This is a genomic window from Salipiger sp. PrR002 (assembly GCF_010500775.1).
Classification (GTDB): domain Bacteria; phylum Pseudomonadota; class Alphaproteobacteria; order Rhodobacterales; family Rhodobacteraceae; genus Salipiger.
On record NZ_JAAGOU010000017.1, the window covers coordinates 32798 to 51047 of the forward strand.

The 18250-nt window shown below is 66.3% G+C and carries 17 protein-coding genes; 9 read left to right on the plus strand and 8 right to left on the minus strand.

What is annotated here, in order from left to right; genetic code table 11:
- The 4 genes from G0A00_RS16705 (at position 1) to G0A00_RS16720 (ending at position 6177) form a co-directional block, all read left to right on the plus strand.
- Positions 1 to 825: an ABC transporter permease gene (locus tag G0A00_RS16705; protein ID WP_164180768.1), complete on the plus strand. Its 825-nt coding sequence runs from the start codon at positions 1 to 3 to the stop codon at positions 823 to 825.
- Positions 822 to 2423 carry an ABC transporter ATP-binding protein gene (locus G0A00_RS16710; protein ID WP_164180770.1) on the plus strand — a complete coding sequence of 534 codons (1602 nt, stop codon included), beginning with the start codon at positions 822 to 824 and terminating at the stop codon, positions 2421 to 2423. The genes G0A00_RS16705 and G0A00_RS16710 overlap by 4 nt, the downstream gene beginning before the upstream one ends.
- Before the next feature lie 42 nt (positions 2424 to 2465).
- Positions 2466 to 4460, plus strand: a complete 1995-nt coding sequence (locus tag G0A00_RS16715) for a CocE/NonD family hydrolase (RefSeq protein ID WP_164180772.1) — start codon at positions 2466 to 2468, stop codon at positions 4458 to 4460.
- Between the two features lie 100 nt (positions 4461 to 4560).
- Entirely contained in the window at positions 4561 to 6177 is a 1617-nt protein-coding gene (locus tag G0A00_RS16720) for a hypothetical protein (protein ID WP_203595413.1), read from the plus strand.
- A gap of 99 nt (positions 6178 to 6276) precedes the next feature.
- Here the strand turns inward: G0A00_RS16720 and G0A00_RS16725 are convergent, their stop codons facing one another.
- From G0A00_RS16725 to motA, 7 genes are all read right to left on the minus strand, one after another.
- Positions 6277 to 7461: a carbohydrate porin gene (locus G0A00_RS16725; RefSeq protein ID WP_164180774.1), complete on the minus strand. Its 1185-nt coding sequence runs from the start codon at positions 7459 to 7461 to the stop codon at positions 6277 to 6279.
- A 237-nt stretch (positions 7462 to 7698) separates the two neighbouring features.
- On the minus strand, positions 7699 to 9171 hold the full coding sequence (locus G0A00_RS16730) for an NAD(P)/FAD-dependent oxidoreductase (protein ID WP_164180776.1): 1473 nt from the start codon (positions 9169 to 9171) through the stop codon (positions 7699 to 7701).
- A complete protein-coding gene (locus G0A00_RS16735) occupies positions 9168 to 9488 on the minus strand; it encodes a (2Fe-2S)-binding protein (RefSeq protein WP_164180778.1) in 321 nt (106 codons plus the stop codon). The genes G0A00_RS16730 and G0A00_RS16735 overlap by 4 nt, the downstream gene beginning before the upstream one ends.
- Positions 9475 to 10584, minus strand: coding sequence for an FAD-binding oxidoreductase (locus G0A00_RS16740; RefSeq protein WP_164180780.1), 1110 nt, complete (start codon positions 10582 to 10584; stop codon positions 9475 to 9477). Before G0A00_RS16740 ends, G0A00_RS16735 begins: the two co-directional genes overlap by 14 nt.
- A 67-nt stretch (positions 10585 to 10651) precedes the next feature.
- The gene (locus G0A00_RS16745) at positions 10652 to 11080 is read right to left on the minus strand and encodes a flagellar FliJ family protein (protein ID WP_164180782.1); all 429 of its coding nucleotides are present in this window, start codon (positions 11078 to 11080) and stop codon (positions 10652 to 10654) included.
- Entirely contained in the window at positions 11070 to 11339 is a 270-nt protein-coding gene (locus tag G0A00_RS16750) for a hypothetical protein (protein ID WP_164180784.1), read from the minus strand. The genes G0A00_RS16745 and G0A00_RS16750 overlap by 11 nt, the downstream gene beginning before the upstream one ends.
- Complete coding sequence (motA, locus tag G0A00_RS16755; protein ID WP_066111107.1) at positions 11336 to 12202, minus strand: flagellar motor stator protein MotA; 867 nt, start codon at positions 12200 to 12202, stop codon at positions 11336 to 11338. The genes G0A00_RS16750 and motA overlap by 4 nt, the downstream gene beginning before the upstream one ends.
- Before the next feature lie 134 nt (positions 12203 to 12336).
- On the opposite strand from motA, the gene G0A00_RS16760 reads away from it, so the two are divergent.
- Genes G0A00_RS16760 through G0A00_RS16770 form a run of 3 tightly spaced genes read left to right on the plus strand, consistent with a single transcriptional unit; the run spans position 12337 to position 16588 of the window.
- On the plus strand, positions 12337 to 13407 hold the full coding sequence (locus tag G0A00_RS16760) for a hypothetical protein (RefSeq protein WP_164180786.1): 1071 nt from the start codon (positions 12337 to 12339) through the stop codon (positions 13405 to 13407).
- Positions 13404 to 14735 (plus strand): FkbM family methyltransferase, encoded by a 1332-nt coding sequence (locus G0A00_RS16765; RefSeq protein WP_164180788.1) that lies wholly within the window; start codon positions 13404 to 13406, stop codon positions 14733 to 14735. Before G0A00_RS16760 ends, G0A00_RS16765 begins: the two co-directional genes overlap by 4 nt.
- Complete coding sequence (locus G0A00_RS16770) at positions 14732 to 16588, plus strand: hypothetical protein (RefSeq protein WP_164180790.1); 1857 nt, start codon at positions 14732 to 14734, stop codon at positions 16586 to 16588. The genes G0A00_RS16765 and G0A00_RS16770 overlap by 4 nt, the downstream gene beginning before the upstream one ends.
- On the opposite strand, the gene G0A00_RS16775 is transcribed toward G0A00_RS16770, so the two are convergent.
- Complete coding sequence (locus G0A00_RS16775) at positions 16585 to 17250, minus strand: response regulator transcription factor (RefSeq protein ID WP_164180791.1); 666 nt, start codon at positions 17248 to 17250, stop codon at positions 16585 to 16587. The two genes, G0A00_RS16770 and G0A00_RS16775, sit on opposite strands and share 4 nt — an antisense overlap.
- A 129-nt stretch (positions 17251 to 17379) precedes the next feature.
- On the opposite strand from G0A00_RS16775, the gene G0A00_RS16780 reads away from it, so the two are divergent.
- Both G0A00_RS16780 and G0A00_RS16785 read left to right on the plus strand, forming a co-directional pair.
- Positions 17380 to 17649, plus strand: coding sequence for a MucR family transcriptional regulator (locus G0A00_RS16780; protein ID WP_164180792.1), 270 nt, complete (start codon positions 17380 to 17382; stop codon positions 17647 to 17649).
- Between the two features lie 173 nt (positions 17650 to 17822).
- Positions 17823 to 18245, plus strand: a complete 423-nt coding sequence (locus G0A00_RS16785; protein WP_164180793.1) for a MucR family transcriptional regulator — start codon at positions 17823 to 17825, stop codon at positions 18243 to 18245.
- The last annotated feature ends 5 nt before the right edge of the window (positions 18246 to 18250 follow it).

Consider the following 18250-nt stretch of genomic DNA (forward strand, 5'->3'; position numbering starts at 1 on the left):
ATGAGCCGTCTTTCCAATATCCCGCTGACCGGCTGGATCGGCATGGCGCTGATCGCCGCCAACGCGATCCTGTTCCTCTTCGGCCCGATGCTCGCGCCCTTCGGACAGGAAGAGATCGTCGGCATGCCGTTCGACATGCCGCAGCCGGGCCATCCGCTGGGCTTTGATCAGAACGGCCGCGACATGCTCTCGCGTCTGCTCTACGGCGCACAGATGTCCATCGGCATCTCGCTGGCCGCCGTGTGCCTGTCCTTCGCCATTGGCGTGCCGCTCGGCATTCTTGCGGCGATCCGGGGCGGCTGGCTTGATCTGGTGCTGTCGCGCGTCGTCGACACCGTCATGTCGATCCCGGTGCTGATCTCGGCGCTGGTGGTGCTGCAGGCGCTCGGCTCGTCGCTGCCGGTGCTGATCGTCACCATCGCCTGCCTCGACAGCACCCGCGTCTTCCGCCTCGCACGGCTGGTGGCGCAGGGGATCAACGTGATGGAATACGCCGAGGTCGCCCGGCTGCGTGGCGAAGGCCTTGGCTGGATGATCCGCCGCGAGATCCTGCCCAACGCCCTGCCGCCGCTGGTGGCCGAGTTCGGCATGCGCTTTTGCTTCACCTTCCTCTTCGTCGCGGGGCTTTCCTACCTCGGGCTTGGCGTGCAGCCACCCTTCGCCGACTGGGGCGGGATGGTGCGCGACAATCAGCAGGGCATCCTCTACGGGCTCTACGCGCCGCTCTTCCCCGCCGCCGCCATCGCGCTGGTGACCATCGGGGTGAACCTCACCGTCGACTGGCTGCTGTCAGGCCACACCACCGTGCAGGGAGACAACCGATGAGCGATATCCTTCGTATCCGCGACCTGCGCGTCGCCACCGCCGAGGGCGTGGAACTGCTGCATGGCGTGTCGCTCGACCTCGAACAGGGCGAGATCCTCGGCCTGATCGGCGAGAGCGGCGCGGGCAAATCGACCATCGGCCTTGCGTCGATGGGCTATGGGCGCGGCGGCTGCCGGATCACCGGCGGCAGCATCGAACTGGCAGGCCACGATCTGGCGTCGTCGACAAGGTCCGAACGCGAGGCCGTGCGCGGCGCGCGCATCGCCTATGTGGCGCAGAGCGCGGCGGCGGCCTTCAATCCCGCGCACCGGCTGGAACGGCAGATCATGGAAGGCCCGCTGCGGCACGGGCTGATGAATGCCGGTGAGGCGCGCGGCTGGATGATCGAGCTTTTCACCGCGCTCGGCCTGCCCGAGCCCGAAACCTTCGGTCGCCGCTACCCGCATCAGGTCTCTGGCGGGCAGCTGCAGCGCGCGATGGTCGCCATGGCCATGTCCTGCAAGCCCGACATCCTCGTGCTCGACGAGCCGACCACGGCGCTCGACGTGACCACGCAGATCGAGGTGCTGCTGCTGCTGCGCGAGACGATCCGCAAATACGGCACTTCGGCGCTCTACATCACCCATGATCTTGCGGTGATCGCGCAGGTCGCCGACCGGCTGATGGTGCTGCGCCACGGCGCCGAGGTTGAGACCGGGACCACCGAGCAGATCCTGAGCGCGCCGCGCGAGGAGTACACGCAGCGGCTGGTCTCGGAACGGCAGGCGAGCCTCAACGCCGAGGCGGGGGCGCATCACCGTACCGGCGAAGAGATCCTGCGGGTGGATCATGTCTCTGCCGCCTACGGCAAGACGCCGGTTCTGCATGACGTCGATCTGTCGGTGAAGCGCGGCGAGACCGTCGCCATCGTCGGCGAGTCCGGTTCGGGCAAATCCACGCTGGCGCGGCTGGTCGCGGGGCTGCTGCCGCCTTCGGCGGGGCAAGTGCAGTTCGACGGACAAGCGCTTCCGACAAGCTACCGCAAGCGCGGCCCGGACCTTCTGCGCCGCATTCAGCTGATCTACCAATTGCCCGACGTGGCGCTGAACCCGCGCCAGACCGTAGCCGAGACCATCGGCCGCCCGCTGCAGACCTTCCGCGGGCTGAAGGGCAAGGCGCAACGGGACGAGGTGGCGCGGCTTCTGGATCTGATCGGCCTGCCCGCCGAGATGGCCGGACGTCTGCCCGGTGCCCTCTCCGGTGGGCAGAAACAGCGCGTCTGCATTGCCCGCGCGCTCGCCGCCGAGCCCGATCTGATGATCTGCGACGAGGTCACCTCGGCGCTCGATCCGCTGGTCGCCGAGGATATCCTGCGCCTGCTGCGCAAGCTGCAGGACGAGCTTGGCATGACCTACCTCTTCATCACCCACGATCTGTCGGTGGTGCGCCGCCTCGCCGACCGCACGGTGGTGATGCAGAAGGGCCGGATCGTCGAAGAGGCTGACACCGCCACGCTGTTTGAAACGCCGCGCGATCCCTACACCCGCAAGCTGCTGGACTCGGTGCCGCAGCTGGATCGTGGGTGGCTCGACAAGGTGCTGGCCGCCCGCGCGTCCTGACCCGAACACACATCTGAATACACACGATAAACGGAAGTCATCATGGCCACCGAATTCATCGAACACGTCTGGATCCCCATGGCCGACGGCACGCGCCTCAGCGCCCGGCTGTTCCTGCCCGAAGGCGCCCGCAGCCACGCGGTTCCGGCGGTTCTGGAATACATCCCCTACCGCAAGCGCGACGGCACCCGTGGCCGCGACGAGGCGATGCACGGCTATTTTGCCGAGAACGGCTATGCCGCCGTGCGCGTCGATATCCGTGGCACCGGCGAGTCCGAGGGCCATATGGCCGACGAATACCTTGAGCTGGAACAGGACGATGCCTGCGAGGTCATCGCATGGATCGCGGCGCAAGATTGGTGCGACGGCAACGTCGGGATGATGGGCAAAAGCTGGTCGGGCTTCAACTCGCTGCAGGTCGCGGCGCGGCGGCCCCCGGCGCTGAAGGCGATCATCACCTGCTACTCCACCGACGACCGCTTCAAGGACGACATTCACTTCATGAATGGCTGCCTGCTGAACGACAACTTCTGGTGGGGCTCGATCATGATGGGCTATCAAGCCCGCCCGCTCGATCCCGAGGTGGTTGGCGAAAGCTGGCGCGAGGACTGGCAGAAGCGTCTGGAAACGCTTCCCTTCTTCCCCGCGATGTGGGCCGAGCACCAAAGCTATGACGCCTATTGGAAGCACGGCTCGGTGCAGGAGGATTACGCGGCGATCGAATGCCCGGTGATGGTCGTCGGCGCTTGGGCCGACAGCTACACCAACTCCGTGCCGCGCCTGCTCGAGAACCTGTCGGTGCCCACCCGTGGCATCATCGGGCCTTGGGGGCACGTCTACCCGCAAGACGGCGTGCCCGGCCCGGCGATTGGCTTCTTGCAAGAGGCGGTGCGCTGGTGGGACCAATGGCTCAAGGGCGAGGACAGCGGCGTGATGGAGGAGCCCAAGCTGCGCGCCTACATCAACGATCCCATCGCGCCCGACACCTCGCGCCCCGATCAGCCGGGCCGCTGGGTGGGCTCTGACTGGCCCCTCGCCGAGCCGATGCGCGCGATGCATCTGACACCCGGCGGCGCGCTCACCGATGCGCCGGAAGAGGGCGGCCTGCTGCCGATCCGCTCGCCGCAGAGCCACGGCATTGCCTCGGGCGAATGGATGGGCGTCGGTTGCGCGGGGGAGATGCCCGCCGACCAGCGCATCGAGGATGGCGGCGCGCTGGTTTTCGAGACCGAGGTGCTGCAGGACGATCTGGAAATCCTCGGCGTGCCCGAACTGGACCTGCATCTCGCCTCCGACAAACCGGTGGCGCAGGTGGTGGTGCGCCTTGGCGACGTCGCGCCCGACGGCAAGGTCACGCGCGTCAGCTATCAGGTGCTGAACCTCACGCATCGCAACGGACATGAGGCGCCCGAGGCGCTGGTGCCGGGCCAATTCGAGACGGTGAAGGTCAAACTCTCGACCTGCGGCCACCGCTTCGCCGCGGGCCACAAGCTGTGCATCTCGGTGGGCACCGCCTATTGGCCGATTATCTGGCCCGCGCCCGAGGCCGCCACGCTGACCATCGACACCGCGCACAGCCTGCTGCATCTGCCGCAGCGCGCGGGCGACGATGCGCATCCCGGCTTCGAGCCTCCGGCGCATGGTCCGGCCTGCCCGATCACCATGATCCGACCCGCCAAGCTCGAGCGGCAAGTGACCACCGACTATCTCACCGGCGAGGTCACCTATGTGACGAACGGCGAGGGCGGGCTCTTCGGCGAGGGCGTGCTGCGCTTCGACGAGATCGGCACGGTGCTCTCGCACAGCCTGCGCCGCGAGTTGACCATCCATCCCGAGGATCCCACCTCGGCGCGCTACAAGCTGCATCAGGACTATGAGATGGGGCGCGACGGCTGGATGACCCGCTCGTTGCTTGATGGCGAGATGACCTGCGACGCCGAGACCTTCTTCCTCAAGGCCACCATGGTCGTGACGCTGAACGGCGAAGAGGTCTTTGCCAAGACATGGGACGAGGCGATCCCGCGCGCGCTGATCTAAGATCGCATCGCGGCGCAAAACACGGGCATGCCTTCCGGCGTGCCCGTTTTCATGTTTGCATGGCGTGATCCTGTGCCTGTGCCTTTAAGCGGTATTTCCGATGCGTTTGATCTTCATGCTCTTGCTGCTGTCCGGCGCGCTCACCTCCGGCAGCCTCTGGCCCGCGACGGCGCGCGCCGAAGCGCCGCCCGCGTTCAACGGCACGCATATCTCCGTCACCGCCGCCACCGGCACGGGCGAGTGGCTGGATGGCGCCTTCTTTGGCGGCAACCTCGTGTTCAGCGTCAACACCGAGAGCGGCCTGCCGCTGGACAACTTCGGCGCGGCGGCGGATGCGCTCGACATCAGCCATCTGCGCTTCCCGGCGGGGCAGGGCGACAGCGGCGATCTCGAAGAGGACGGCGACGGCTTTCTCAATATCCTGCAAATGAAGCGTTCGGACGGCGCATGGGTGCTGCGGCAGGAGCTCACCGACATGCTCGATTGGGCGCGCGAGAACGGCGCGCAGGTGACGCTGGTGCTGCCCACCAAGAACTACAGCGTGGCTGAGTTCGAGGCGCTGGACGATGACATTGCGCGCTTCGCGCAGACCGTCATGACGGACTACAGCGATGTGGTCGAAGCCTTCGAGATCGGCAATGAATACTGGAGCATGGGTGAGACCGCCTATGGCTCGAAGGCCGATGTCGCCGCCGTCGCTCTGGCGCGCGGCATGGAGGATGCGGGCTTTGGCGAAGAGGATCAGGCCGCCATCATTGTGCAGATGGCCTCGCCCTTCGCGGGCTCGGAATACCACGGCTCGGTCGATGACCGGCCCTATCTGCAGCGCGTGCAGGATGCCAACCGCACGATCATCGCCCAACTGGGCACCGAGGCGCGCGAGGCGATCGACGGGGTGGTCGAGCATTACTATTACAACAAGACCGTCACCGAATTCGAAGGCACCAGCGGCGAGATGAACTTCATCGACCGCGACTATGCCGTCTGGGACGAGGCGTTCGACAAGGATCTGGACCTTTACATCACCGAATGGAACGTGCGCACCTCCGATACCACTGAAACCGGGCTGCGCTCGGCCTCGGTGCTGGTCGAGATGGTCGCGCGTATGAACGCGCTGGGGGTGGACGCCGCGCATGTCTGGCCGGTGCAGCACAACACGCCGACCGATCTGGCGGGCAAACAGCATGAGGAGGTGATCACCGATGCCGAGGGGCGGGTGCTCAACACCATCAACGGCGCGACCTTCGATCTGATGAGTTCCAGCCTGCCGGGGCTCGAACTGCTGGACACGGATCTGTCGATCGAGGACGGCAGCTTCACCTTCCACGCATGGCAGTCCGAGGACAGCACGGTCGTCTACGTCGCCTCGCGCGCCACGGATACCATCGAGCTGGAGCTTGACCTCGGGGCGCTGGTACCGGGCTATACCTCCGCCTCGGCGGTGAAGATCGGCGCGGATGTCTCGGCCAACTCCAGCGACGGCGTGCATTACGTGCCGGGCGAGGGCTTTCAGGAGGCCGACAGCCTCCTCGTCAACGGCCAGCGCTACTCCATCAACGAAAACGACGTGCGCGCCGAGCTGACCGATATCGCGGTGAACAGCACCACGGTGCAGGTGACGCTCGACCCGTTCGAGGTGATCGAGATCAGCTTCGACACCTCGGGGTCAGGGGGTGCAGCGCCAGAGCCCGGCACCTCTGATGAGGGTGCTTTGTAGCGCGGCGCTCGGGGCGCGCCTCGCAATTTCACCTTCGTCTGACGCGCAACGAAAAAGACTGTCCCCGCGGGGACAGTCTTTTTTGTGGGGTGCGCAGGATCAGAAGGTGGCGCGCAGGCGGAAGCCGATCTGCGTGTAATCGTCGAAGCTTTCGAAGCTCGGCTGCACGCGCATGATGTTGCCGCCCAAGCGCCAGTTCTCGTTCAGCGCCGCCTCATAGAACGCCTCGACCGCCCATTCGTCCTGCAGCTTCACGCCATAGGCATCCAGCGCCTCACCCAGCTTGTCGGACCAGTCGTAGCGCGACCATGCGAGGCCCCAGCGGTCGCTCTCACGCCCGGCGAAGGGGGCGTTGCCGCCGACGCCGACGAGATAGAGCGCATCAAGCGGGTTGGGGTTGCCGTCGCCAAAGCCGACCTGACCGAAGACCCCCCAGCCCTGCATCGGGTTCTGAGGGTTGCTCCAGAGGTACTGCTGGAAGCTGATCCCGGCGTAGCTCACGCCCTGCTTGCTGCCGGCGAAACTGTCGTCGTCGGGCGACAGCAGCAGCGATTCATAGTCCGTGCCCTTCTTGGTCGAATGCACGAGGTTGAGGTTGTAAAACCCCGGCTGGCCGTTGAGCGCCGTCGCGAAGGTCACGGTGCCGTTATAGACCGCGCCATCGTCGAACAGATTGTCCCAGAAATCCTCGCCCTGCGCGTTGTTCGGATCATAGACGAAGAACGAGAAGATCATCGGATCGGTCTTCACCGCCAGCATGCCGCCGAACACATAGGGCGGCAGCACGAAGTTGCCGGGCGCCGCAAGGCCGGTGTACTGGAAGCCGCCCTGACCCTGCCCGCCGATAAGCGGCGTCTGCTCGGCCAGATCAATGACGTTGAACTTGCCGAAGGTCAGGCTGGTGCTGGGCGAGAACTGTTGTGTCACGGTCAGCGAGAGCGTGGTGTTCTCATTGGCGGTGGCGCGCGGCAGCGCCGCGAAAACGTTGGTCGGCCAGATCACCCCGCCCTCGCCGAAGCCGACGAAATCGTCGCCGTCGTTATATTCAAGATGGGCGCTGACCGAGCCGCCGTCCCAGATCTCGCCGTAGGACATCTTGATGTCGGCGCGCCAGCTGTAGCGCCCGTCGTCATCGGCGTCGCCCTCGATGGCCGCATCCGCATAGGTGGTCAGACCAAAGCTGAACTGCGGCCCGCCCTGCTGCGCGGTGGCGGCGAGCGGTAGGGCGGTGGCGGCGAGGCTGGTGGCAATCAGGCAGAAGGGAAGGGACGGGCGCAGGGGCATGGAAATATCCTCGTTCCTGAGGTGACTCTGACTTTGAAAACCGTCGGCCCGGGATGGATTTCGCGCGCTGCCGAGGCGGAACTCGCAAGAAACATGATCTAGAAATATATGATTTCGCTGAGTTAATTCGCGGTGCGAAATCCCTGTCAAAAGGATTTCACAGCCGCGTGAAAAAAGCAATTCTGTATCTACCCATGCGCGAATGCTGGGCGGAGATGTGGCCTTATTGCCCCTACGTCACCCTTGGTCTTTGCGGCCCGTAAGGCCGGGCAGAGGTGTCTGCGGCAGCGGGTGATCTCCCAGTGCGGCCTGCTGTGCGGCGCGGCCCGCAGGAAGCTGCGCCAGTTCCCCAAGGCGCAGCGGGCGAACGGGCGTGCGAAGCCGCAGATGGCCCAGTTCGGACGGCGCGCGTCCGGTCTCATCGGCCATGATCTCGGTCACGCTGGTGGCGCACATGCGGCCCTGACAGGGGCCCATGCCGCAGCGCAGGTAGGTCTTGATCTGGTTCGGCCCGGGTGCCCCGAGCCGCGCCGCCTCGCGGATGGCTTCGGCGCTGATCTCCTCGCAGCGGCAGACCAGCGTGTCGCCGCGCGGGGCGAGCAGTGCGGGCGGCGGGGCGAACCAGCGGTCGATGAAGGCGCGGCCAAGATCGGCCTTGCGCCATGCGCGCAGCGCTTCGGCGTGGCGGGACGGATCGACCGGGGCACCCAAATGCGCCAGCGCCGCCAGTGCGGCGCGCCGCCCGGAGGGCAGGGCGCGGTCTGCACCGCCAATCGTCGCGCCATCCCCGGCGAGAAAGAGGCCGGGCAGTGCGGTGCTGCCATCCTCGCGGGCCTCGGGCTCGAAGCAGCGCAGCACCGGCTTCCAGCGGGTCGGGACGCCCGCGGCGGCGGCGAGATGCAGCGAGGGGATGACGCCTGCGTGCAGCAGCACCATCTCTGCGCCGATCTCCTGCCAGCGCCCGCGCCGCTTCCAGCGCAGCGCTTCGGCGCGGGTCTCGCCGCGCACCTCTAGCGCCTCGGCGCCCGAGATCACCCGGATATTACGGCGCACCCGTGCCATCAGCCCGGCACCCTTGCGGAACCCTTCGGAGCGCAGAAAGCCCGGCAGATGGCGCAGCGCGGCGCGGCGGGTTTCGGAGGGTGTCTCGATCAGCGCGGCAGGGCGCAGACCCGCGCGCAGGAACTGGTCGGCGAGCAGGTAGAGCAGCGGGCCGATCCCGGCCAGAACCACCCGCCCCTCGGGCAGCAGGCCGCCGCTTTTGAGCGCGATCTGCGCGGCGCCAGCGCCCATCACGCCGGGCAAGGTCCAGCCGGGCACGGGCAGCGGGCGCTCCTGCGCGCCGGTGGCGAAGATCACCGCGCGGGCCGTCAGAAGATGTGCGGCCCCGTCAAGGGTGAGGCCGATCCGGCCGCCGCCCTCGGCCTCCGGCATGACGCCCCAGACCGAAACGCCCGGCACATGCTGCGCGCCGCATTTGGCAAAGGCCTCGGCCAGCGGTGCGCCCTTGGCGTAGTCCGGCCCGAGCAGCGTTTTGCGCGCCTCCGGGGCCGCGCCGATCCCCCGCCAGATCTGGCCGCCCGCCGCCGGGGCCTCGTCGAGCAGCAGCACCTCGACGCCCGCCGCCCGCGCCTCGAGCGCGGCGGCCATGCCAGCGGGACCGGCCCCGATGATCACCAGTTCGGCGGTGTCCGGCAGCGTGCGACTCATTGCGGCGACTCCGGGGGAAGGCCGGGGAGGATTTCGGGGGCACCGGATTGGCGGGTGACGCGCATGCCGGGCGCGACGGTGACCATGCAGGCCTGCCGGTTGGCAACGCCGTCGATAGTCACGAGGCATTCGAAGCACACGCCCATCAGGCAATAGGGCGCGCGCGGCGCTCCGCTGACCGCGCTGCCGCGGAAGTGCTGAACTCCGCCCGCCAGCATCGCAAGGGCCACCGTCTCGCCGCGGCGGGCAGCAAGGGGTTCGCCGTCGAGCAGGATCTCGATGGTGTCTTCGGGGGGCAGGGGATCACGCCGGAACATGGAACCTCGCGGAGGAAAACGCCGAAGGGCCGATCTGTTGCGCCCCCTCGGCGATCTTTGGCGCGACGCGCAGGGCGTGCAGCGCGGCGAGGGTGACGCCGCTGTGACAGAGCACCAGATAGGCACCGGGGTGGTGCGCCGAGTGGTCATAGATCGGCGCGCCATCCAGTGGCTTCACCCGAAAGCCGGTCCAACTGCGGACAACGCCAAGCTGCGCCAGCGGCGGGTAGACGCGGATGGCGCGGGCGCCGAGCAGCGCTGCGATCTCGGGGTTGCCGGGGATCTCTGCGGTATCGCCCTCGTCGCTGTCGCCGATCAAAACGCTGCCCTCGTCGGTCTGGCGGATGATCGCGCTGAGAAACGGCAGGCGGCCCGAGACGCGCTCGGTCACCACGATCTGCCCGCGACTGGCCCTGAGCGGCGCGCGCAGACCGACCATCGGGGCCAGCGCCTCGGTGCCGGTGCCTGCGGCCAGCACGACGCGCGGCGTGGTGATCTCGCCCCATGCGCCGGTGAGGTGGAAGCCGCTGGCACGCGGCTCGATCCGCTCGACGATGCGCTGCGCCTGATAAGTGACGCCCGCAGCGGCCCCGGCGCGGTGCAGCGCGTGGAACAGCCGCAGCGCGTTCACATGGCCATCGGCGGAGCCATGGGTCGCGCCAACGACGTCCGGGCCGATGCCGGGGATCTCGCGCAGCAGTTCGGCGCGCGACAGGCTGCGCCATGGGGCACCTTCGCCGCCGGTCTCTTCGGTGATCCGGGCCATGTCGGCGGTGATCTCGTCCAGTTCGCGAGACGAGAGCGCAAAGCTGTAGCCGCCGGGTTGGTCGAGCGCCACGTCAAGACCGCTGCGCGCCGCGAGATCGCGCGCGAAGGCGGGCCAAAGCTTGGCCGCCTCATATGACCAGCGCGCATAGGCCGGATTGCCCAGCCCCTTGCCCGAGACCCAGACGAGGCCGAAATTGGCGCGCGAGGCGCGGGCGGAAAGATCCGCGCCATCCAGCACCAGCACGCGCTGCCCCGCGGCGGCCAGTCCGAGCGCCAGCGCGCTGCCGACGAGACCGCCGCCGATCACCGTGATGTCGTGCTGCTGCATGGGGTCCTCTTGCGGGATGGCTTTGCCAGTGCTTTTCCCGCCCCGGGTCGGGCTTGTCCAGCCGCGATCAGCGCCGCCAGCGCAGCAGCGACAACTCGTCCTGCGCTTCGGCCTCGCGCTTTTCGGCGGCGCGGCGCTCTTCGGCGAGACGCTTGAGACGGAGGATCTCATAGGTCTTTTGTTCGGCCAGCGCGGCGCGGAGCTTCTCTTCGGAGCGGGCCAGTTCCGGGGCGAGCCTTGCGGCATCGCTGGAGATGCGGTCGACCTCGGCGCGGATGGAGCGGATGAACCGCCCGAGATAGGGCGCGCCTTCGAGCCCGTCGATGCGCGACTCGCCCGACAGCCGGTCGAGCAGGGCGGTCTTGTCGTTTTCGAGCTTGTCCATGCGGGCGCGGATCGCGCCGGTCTCGGCGGCCTGCTTTTCGGTCTCGAGCGACTTGAGGCGCTCCATCACCTCGAGCGCGCGCAGGCGGCGGCGGACGGCCTCAGTGGCCATTGGCAGGAGCCGGCGCGTCCGGCGCATCGGGCACCGGGCGTTCGCCGCCGAGCTTGCGGCGCATGGCCGCGAGCAGATCTGCGGGGAAGCCGTTGCCGGAGGGGGGCATCTCGGTAAACGTGCCGCCGCGCGCCGCCGACATGAAGCCGGGGTCTTCCTCTTCCGCCTCGTCCTTCGGAGCGCCCGCAGCAAAGGCGCCGCCCGCGAGCAGCGCCAGAAGCAGGGGCCCAAGGAGGGCGAAGGCGGCGCTGCGCGTCATGCGGCGGGCAGTTCCTTCTGCGCGGCCTCGACCTCGTAGAAATCAGGCTGCATGCGGGTGGGAATGTTGCCGCGGCCGATCTCGACGCAGATGCTGGGCGGATGATCGGCGACCATGGCGACAAAGATGTCGCGGATGATGTGGTAGAAGGCGGCGTCTTCGTCTTCGATTTGCGTCAGACGGCCCGAGATCGGCTGCACCATGCAATAGGCGAGGAACACGCCGAGGAAGGTGCCCACCAGCGCGCCGCCGATCATCGCGCCGAGGATTTCGGGCGGCTGGTCGATCGAGGACATGGTCTTGATCACACCCAGAACCGCCGCGACGATGCCGATCGCCGGAAGACCGTCGGCCACCTGCTGGATCGCATGGGCGGGAGCCATGGCCTCGTGGTGGTGCTTCTTGATCTTGCGGTTGATCACATCCTCGGTCTGGTACTTGTCGTCGAACTGCATCGACAGCATGCGGAAGCTGTCGCGGATCAGTTCGATGGCAAAGTGATCCGCCGCGATGCGCGGGTAGCGGGCGAAGATGTCGCTTTCCTTGGGGGATTCGATGTGGCTGTCGAGCGCGAGGATGCCCTTGGCCTTATAGATGCGCGAGAGTTCGAACATCAGGTTGAGAAGGTCGGTGTAATCCTTGGTCTTCCACCGCGGGCCCTTCATCACCTTCACGATGCCCTTGCCCGAGCTTTTGATCACCGAGAAGCTGTTGGCGATGACGAAAGAGCCGATCGCCGCGCCGCCGATCATCATGCCTTCGAAGGGCAGGGCGTGCAGCACGATGTCCATCTTGCCGCCCGACAGGATGAACCCGCCGAACACGAGACCGAAAACGAGGGCGAGGCCGAGTATCAACGTCATGGATGGGATCTCTGCTTGGGCTCTTGTTGCCGGAAAACGCCGGTGCTCATGTCCAAGCATAAGTAAATTTGACTTTTGTTCAAGTATAATCAAGAATAGATCGGGAAGTCGAAGAACTGTTCGAGGCCTTGATCATGAAAGCCGAAAAACTCGCTTATTTCTTCGAGGCCTGCGAGCTGCGCACGGTTTTCGCCGAATGGCCCGAAGAGATTGGATTGGCGCTGTGCCTTGATGAGGCCGGCACCTGCGAGATGCTGTTGCACCATCACGACGAGGGGGCTGCGGTCCTGCGCAAGGCGGCGGCGGTGCTGGATGCGCCGAAGGGCGGCTTTGCGGTGGTGCCGCCGGTCGAGGGCTATCCGACGCGCCGGGTGCTGTTTTCGGATGAGCAGAAGCTGCTCAAGCTGGTGGCGGGCGAGGATGACCTTGCCGAGATGGCCGAGGACTATCTGATCAACTACCGCTTCGAGAAAGAGCGCAAGGCGCGTCCCGCGCCTGCCCCTGCGCCCGAGCCCGTCGCCGCCGCGCCGAAGCCCGCCGAGCCCTTCCGCTGGCGCCCGAGGCTGCATTTTTCAGAGCCAGCGCCCAAGCCCCTGCGCCGCCGCAAGCCGCAAGCCAGCGAGATGCCCGAAGGCTATGCCTCTGCCGAGGTCGTGCGTGATGCCGACTGCCAGTTCGTCGAGGCGGAGATCAGCCTTGGCTATCGCGGCGTGCGGGTGACGCTGGCGCCGGAACTGGTGACGATCACCGCCCGCACCGTGCTGGTCGAAGAGGTCGGCTTTCGCGATGACTTCTCGCGCTTCGTCCTGCCGCGCAAGGCGGTCGCGGGCTGGAGCGCCGGTGAGCCGCTGGTGATCGACATCCCCGAGGCGCGCTTCCCCGCAGGGCTGCGCCAGCGCTTTGCCGCGTCGCCGCGTCTGGCAGAGGTCACGGTGACGGATCATGGGGTGTTCGTCGCCCCCGGTGCCATCGTGCCGCCGCCCGCCCCCGAGCCCGCGGCGGAAGAGATCGCGCCGCAGCCGCTTGTGGCGCCGCGCAAGGCCCGGTCGCGGCGCATCCTGTCGCCGGTGCGTGTGGCGCTGGCCGCGCTCGTGGGGGCTGGGCTGATGACCGGCACCATGATGGACGCGGTGGAACTGCCGCTGGCCTTCGATGCGCCGATGTTCGATCTCGCCTTCGACACTGTGCCGGGAACCGAGAAATGAAATGCGCGGTGATCACGCCGGTCGGTCCGGGTCACGAAGCGCTGTTTGAGCAGGTCTGCGCGCCCTCCGTGGCGCAGGCCAGGGCCTTTGACATGGGGCCGTTCGCCGAGGTCCACCACTTCATGATGGACGACACGGCGGGCCGCTATGGCCGCTCTGCCCGGCGCAACGAGGCACTGCAGCGGGCGATGGCTGAGGGCATCGACTGGGTGTTCTTTCTCGACGCGGACGACGTGCTCACCCCCAACGCTTTTGAGGCCTTTGGCCGGGTGATCGCCGCCGAGCCCGAACTGGACGTGGTCTGGGGGCTGATCTGCACGCTGGAGCCTACCGGCGAGCCGGAACTGCGCGAGGGTCAACCCGCCACGCTGGACAGCCGCGCGGAATATCTGGCGGTGGCGCCCTACAACGCGGTGCAGATCGGCGGCTTTTACCGCACCGGCCTTGCGGCGCGGATCGGTTTCGACACGGCGCTCGACACTGGCGAGGACTATAAGTTCTATTGCCGTCTCTGGGCCGAAGCGCGCTGCGCCAAACGGCCAGAGATCTTCTTCCTCAACAAACGCGGCATGCATTCCACCGGCCCGCGGTCGGCCACCGGCGCGGACTGGAGCCGCGCGGTCGCGCTGCAATGGCGGGCGCAGTTGGCGCAGGTCCCGGTCTGGGCCGAGTTCGACGACGGGCAGGGCACTCCGGTGCGGATGCGCCTGACCGACCCGGCAGATGCGATCCAGCACAGCTTTGTCGAGGGGCATTTCTACGGCGCGGAGTCGCTCGCCAAGCTCAAGAAGTTGGTCAAGGCCGAGCGCCCGCGCATCGCCGAGGTCGGCGGCAATGTCGGCAACCACCTTGTCTGGTATGCGCGCAACCTCGCGCCCGAGAAGATTTACCTGCTCGAACCCAAACCGGTGCAGTCCGAGGCACAGTTGCTTGCAGAGAACATCACGGCCAACGGGCTCGACACGCTGGTAGAGCGGCTGCGCCCGGCTCCCGCCGAAGCGCCCGCGCCCGCGCCTATGCCGATGATCAGCACCGGCCTGATGACCGCCCCCGCGCGGCGCTCCGAGGCGCCTGCGCTTGACGATCTGCTGACCAAAGAGCGGATCGACATTGTCAGGATCGACGCCAAAGGCATGGAGCTTGATGTGCTTGCCGGAGCGGCGGATCTGATCGCCCGCGACCGGCCGGTGATCTGGATCGAGGTCCAGCGCCAGAACATCATCGGCTTTGCCCAAGGCTGGTGCCGCAAGGCCGGGTATCGCATCGCCGACAGCACATTCGCCGCAAGCAGCACCGAATATTTTGCTATCCCGAAGGAGAGCTCATGAGCACCCAAGTCCTCTCGCGCAAGGAAAAGCGGGCCATCGCGGCCCGCGGAGCCAAGCTCTATGGGGTGGGAGGCGATGCGGCTCTGGCGATCCATCAGGCCTATCAGCTGATCAAGGCGGGCCAGCTGCCGGAAGCCTGCCAATTGGTCGTGCCGCTGACCCGTGCGATCCCCGACAACCCCCACCCTTGGGTCATCCTTGGCATGGCGGCGCTGAAGCGGCGTGAGGCGCAGACATCGAAGGCGTTCTTCGCCAAGGCCGAGGAAACCGCGCCGAAGCTGATGGAGGTGCTGACGGGCTTGGCCAAGTCGCACTTCCTCTGCGGTGAGCCCGAGCCGACGCTGAAATACATGGCCGCAGCCTTTCAGGCCGGGAACCGCGAAGTTCCGATGATGAAGCTCTATCTGAGCCTGATGTCAAAGGCCGCCCGCGTGCCGAGAGCGGTGGAAGTGCTCGGGCCCATTGCCGAAAAGATCGACGATCCAGAACTGACGCTGGAGATCGGCACGCAGCTTGCCGAAACCGAGGACGGCAAGGCGGCGTCGGTGAAATGGCTTGAGCGTGGCTACCAGCTGTCGCCGGACACCGATCAGGGCAAGATGGCGCGGCTGTCGGCGCTGTTCCATGCCGGGCGTATGGTCGAGGCCGAGGAGTGGGCGCGCGAGTTGCTGGCGGGCGCGTTCAGCGCGCGCGACCTTGCGATGGTGATCCTGCTGGGCGCGCTGCGCTTCCAGTCGCGCCATCAGGACCTGATCGAAGCCGCCGAGGGCTATGAGTTCACCGATCCGGCGTCTTATGCCCGTTCGCGTGCCTTTGTTGCCAACGCCTATCTTGATGCCGGCGACTACACCGAGGCGCGCCACGCCTATCTGGAATCGATGCATATGGTGGCCGAGCTTGAAGAGCCCGCCCGCGCCTATGGCACCTTCTGTTTCTCGCTGGGCGATTACGAGGAGGGTGTGCCGAACTACTTCCGCCGCCATACGCCGAACTACCGTGCGACCGTGCCCTCCGAAAACTCGGAGAAAGAAAACCTCATGGCGCAGGACCGGATCCTGCTCATTGGCGAGCAGGGCATCGGCGACCAATTGGCGCTGCTGGCGCTGACCCGCGTGCTGCCGGTGAAAGAGGGTTGTGAGGTGATTTTTGCGGCGGACCCGCGGCAGGTCGATCTGCTGGACGGCAACGCGCTGGGGCTGAAGGTGATCGCGAAGGACGACATTGGGGTGACCATCGAAACCCCGGCAAAGGGGCAGGCCGTCGCGCTTGGCGATCTGGTGCGCTTCATTCCCGATCACCCGGCGGCGGCGCGTCGCGGCAGCTATCTCCGACCCGACCCGCGCAAGGTGCGCGAGATCCGTCAGCGCTATGCCGCGCTTGCGGGCGATCGTCCGATATTTGGCATGGCCTGGGCCGCACGCAGCCTGATCGGTTATCTGCGCTCGGTGCCGCTGGAAGAGATGGTGCAGCTGCTGCCCGAAGGCGCCTTTGTGGTGAACCTGCAATATGGGCGCACCGACGAAGAGATCGCCGCGGCGCGCGCAGTGCGGCCGGATCTGGAGTTCTACACCGATCCCGAAGTTGATCAGATGAGCGATCTGGCAAGCTTCGCGGCGCAATGCGCAGCGGTCGAGCGGGTGGTCACCATCGACAACACCACCGCCCATATCTGCGGCGCACTGGGTCATCCCGAGACGCATGTGCTGGTGCCCACCGGCGCTGAATGCATGTGGTACTGGGGCCGCGAGGCGGAAACCGATCCTTGGTACGGTGTGCTGACCCTGCATCGTCAGCAGCGGGCAGGTGATTGGACCGAACCTTTCGCCGCGCTGCGCGAGGTCTGCGCCGCCTAAAGCGGCGCGTCACCCTCCAGAACATAGCCCTGCGCGCGGATCGTCCGCACGCGCAGGGCGTCGCCGTAATGCTCGGCCAGCTTCTTGCGGATATGCGCGATATGTACGTCGAAGCGCCGGTCGCCATAGCTCCACTCGGTGCCCTCGACCTCGGCGGCGAGCGCCGGGCGGCTGATGATCTCTCCGCGCCGGGCGTTCAGGCAGCCGAGAATGCGCTCTTCAAGCGGCGTCAGCCCAAGCTGCACCAAGCGCGCGGCGCGTTGCCCGGCGTTAGAGACGCGCTGCAGCCGGACCGAGAGCCTTGCCTGCAATTCCGAAGGATCGTGATCGGCGCGCAGCGCGTCATCGGCGCCGGCAGCAAAGATTTCGGCGGCACCGCGGGGCCGGTTGCCATGGTCAATCGCAAGGATCACCGCATCGGGTGCGTGCCTGCGGACGCCAGCGATCAACGCAAGCATGTCGTCGTCGCGCGCGCCATGGGCGGAGAGCCCGACAATCATCGCGGTCAGCGGCACGCCGGGCGCAATAAGATCGCGGGCTTCGGCGGGTCGGGCGCGGCGCAGCACTCGACGCGCCCCATTCAGTGCAAGCAGGTCGGCCCATGCGTTCCGGCGCGCGGTATCGCGCTCGACCACCGCAGCAAATGACGCACGCTGGGTCATGCGTCACCTCCCGGACAAAGTTTTGTCAAAAAAATTCCCATGAACCAACGTCAACTCTTTTTGTTCAACCTAGATTAACCTTAGTTTCCTATTTGCCTCATCAGGAGATGCTCAAGAAGAGACAAGGGAATGGGTAAAGTGTTGCATGGGTTTCTGTCGCGAGTCTTTCGTTGGCGGCGGGTCGAGGAGGCACCGCTTTCCGAGGAGTCATATTCGATGCTGGTCTGCCGCGAAACAGGAATGCAAAAACCTTTGTTGCGCCGACACTTGCAGGAAGTACTAGGCATGACTCCCGAACAATACCGCAAGAAATGGCGCTTGCCCGAGGGTTCTCCCCTTGCCTCGAAGGCCTATATTGACCGGCGGGAAGCCGCTCGAAACATGGAGTGTGAAGGTTAAATACCCCGAGAGACAAGAATCTCTGTAAGGTAAAAGTGCAGTCCCCCTCGCCGGGCGCGTCTGGTCAAGAACAGACTACATGAAGAACAGACCTCAAAGTACAGACAAGGACGGACAGAAGACCGTCTGGTTCCGGCGATGCGAACGCAGAAGACGATTGGCAGGATGGTAGAATGAACGGACATGACGACTCTCAGGATATGGTCGCCCGTATCGTGGCGGCCTATGCTTCGCGCCCCGATGTGAGCCCGGATGAAATCGTAAGCCTTTACCGGCGCTTGACCGGTGAAGTTCATGAAGCGCCGGTCGAAACCACGGCGCCAAGGGCCGAAGGCGGCCTGCGTCCGGCTCTGCCGGTCGATCAGGCGGTGACCGAGGACAAGGTCTATTGCCTGTGCTGCGGCCGCGGCTTCAAGATGCTGAAGCGCCACCTCGGTGCCGAACATGGCATGACCGAAGCGCAATATCGTGCGGCCTTTGGTCTGGCCGAAGACTTCCCGCTGGTGGCCCCGAGCTACTCGCGCAAGAAGGCCGCCCACGCCAAAGAGGCAGGCCTCGGAAAATACGACCGCGCCGTAATGGCCGGGCAGGAGTAACACGG

Bases quoted from the DNA above. Each gene is read 5' to 3' on its own strand.
- G0A00_RS16705 (WP_164180768.1), top strand. From the start codon at position 1: ATGAGCCGTCTTTCCAATATCCCGCTGACCGGCTGGATCGGCATGGCG.
- G0A00_RS16710 (WP_164180770.1), top strand. From the start codon at position 822: ATGAGCGATATCCTTCGTATCCGCGACCTGCGCGTCGCCACCGCCGAG.
- G0A00_RS16715 (WP_164180772.1), top strand. From the start codon at position 2,466: ATGGCCACCGAATTCATCGAACACGTCTGGATCCCCATGGCCGACGGC.
- G0A00_RS16720 (WP_203595413.1), top strand. From the start codon at position 4,561: ATGCGTTTGATCTTCATGCTCTTGCTGCTGTCCGGCGCGCTCACCTCC.
- G0A00_RS16725 (WP_164180774.1), bottom strand. From the start codon at position 7,461: ATGCCCCTGCGCCCGTCCCTTCCCTTCTGCCTGATTGCCACCAGCCTC.
- G0A00_RS16730 (WP_164180776.1), bottom strand. From the start codon at position 9,171: ATGAGTCGCACGCTGCCGGACACCGCCGAACTGGTGATCATCGGGGCC.
- G0A00_RS16735 (WP_164180778.1), bottom strand. From the start codon at position 9,488: ATGTTCCGGCGTGATCCCCTGCCCCCCGAAGACACCATCGAGATCCTG.
- G0A00_RS16740 (WP_164180780.1), bottom strand. From the start codon at position 10,584: ATGCAGCAGCACGACATCACGGTGATCGGCGGCGGTCTCGTCGGCAGC.
- G0A00_RS16745 (WP_164180782.1), bottom strand. From the start codon at position 11,080: ATGGCCACTGAGGCCGTCCGCCGCCGCCTGCGCGCGCTCGAGGTGATG.
- G0A00_RS16750 (WP_164180784.1), bottom strand. From the start codon at position 11,339: ATGACGCGCAGCGCCGCCTTCGCCCTCCTTGGGCCCCTGCTTCTGGCG.
- motA (WP_066111107.1), bottom strand. From the start codon at position 12,202: ATGACGTTGATACTCGGCCTCGCCCTCGTTTTCGGTCTCGTGTTCGGC.
- G0A00_RS16760 (WP_164180786.1), top strand. From the start codon at position 12,337: ATGAAAGCCGAAAAACTCGCTTATTTCTTCGAGGCCTGCGAGCTGCGC.
- G0A00_RS16765 (WP_164180788.1), top strand. From the start codon at position 13,404: ATGAAATGCGCGGTGATCACGCCGGTCGGTCCGGGTCACGAAGCGCTG.
- G0A00_RS16770 (WP_164180790.1), top strand. From the start codon at position 14,732: ATGAGCACCCAAGTCCTCTCGCGCAAGGAAAAGCGGGCCATCGCGGCC.
- G0A00_RS16775 (WP_164180791.1), bottom strand. From the start codon at position 17,250: ATGACCCAGCGTGCGTCATTTGCTGCGGTGGTCGAGCGCGATACCGCG.
- G0A00_RS16780 (WP_164180792.1), top strand. From the start codon at position 17,380: ATGGGTAAAGTGTTGCATGGGTTTCTGTCGCGAGTCTTTCGTTGGCGG.
- G0A00_RS16785 (WP_164180793.1), top strand. From the start codon at position 17,823: ATGAACGGACATGACGACTCTCAGGATATGGTCGCCCGTATCGTGGCG.